Raw genomic sequence first — 1,103 nt, forward strand, 5'->3', positions numbered from 1 at the left:
AGCGATTCGAAGTCGGGATCGGGGCTCTGGAGTCGCGGGCGGGTCAGGCGTCGCGGCGCGGGCCGTCCGACGGTCGCACGGTGAACACGTGCGGCGCGCCGAATCCGGCCTCGGCGAAGGCCCGGGTCACGGCATCCGCGATCCGGTCGACGGCGTCGCGCTCGACGAGGGCGATTGCGGCGCCACCGAAGCCTCCGCCGGTCATCCGCGCCCCGACCGCGCCCTGCTCGAGAGCCGTCTCGACCGCGAGGTCGAGCTCCGGCACCGAGATCTCGAAGTCGTCGCGCATCGACGCGTGCGACGCGACGAGCAGGTCGCCGATCGCCCGCGGGCCCTGATCGGCGAGGATGCGCACGGTGTCGAGCACGCGCTGATTCTCGGTGATCACGTGGCGCACGCGGCGCAGGGTCACGTCGTCCATCAGCTCGGCGGCACGCGGCAGGTCGGCTTCGTCCGCGTCGCGCAGCGACGGGATGCCCAGCAGAGCGGCTCCGCGCTCGCACGCGTCGCGCCGTTCGCGGTACCCGCCGGTGGAGTGCGAGTGCGACACCTGTGTGTCGATGACCAGCACCTCGAGTCCCTCGCCGGTGAACCCGGTGGGCACCGACTCCGCCGCCAGTGACCGGCAGTCGAGGAAGGTCGCCGCGTCGGGCCGGCCGAGCATCGACGCCATCTGATCCATGATGCCCGTGGGTGCGCCGACCGCCTCGTTCTCGGCGCGCCGGCCCACCTGGGCGAGTGCGACCGGGTCGAGCTCGAGCGCCCAGAGATCGTTGAGGGCGGATGCCACGGCGCCCTCGATCGCGGCGGACGACGACAGGCCCGCACCGACCGGCACGTCCGATGCGATCGCGATGTCGGCGCCGCGGCCGGGTGCCCCGGTGCTCGCGAGCCGCAGGGCCCAGGCGACGCCGAGCACGTATGCAGACCACTCCGGCACGGCGGGCTCTGCGCCGGCGGCGGTCGGGAAGAGCGTGTCGAGGTCGGCGAGCGCGACCTCCACCGGCCCCGCGGCGAAGGTCGACGTCACCCGCACGCGGTCGTCGTCGCGCAGCGCCGCGGCGGCGTAGGTGCGGTGCGGGATCTGTCTCTTATACACATTT

At 73.4% G+C, this 1,103-nt stretch carries 1 protein-coding gene; it reads right to left on the reverse strand.

Annotation, left to right across the window (positions count from 1 at the left end):
• Positions 1-43: 43 nt before the first annotated feature.
• On the reverse strand, positions 44-1,103 hold a 1,060-nt coding region (gene galK, locus BFN01_RS00780; protein ID WP_071640533.1), incomplete at its 5' end, for a galactokinase.

The sequence above is a fragment of the Microbacterium sp. AR7-10 genome, from assembly GCF_001878835.1.
GTDB lineage: Bacteria > Actinomycetota > Actinomycetes > Actinomycetales > Microbacteriaceae > Microbacterium > Microbacterium commune.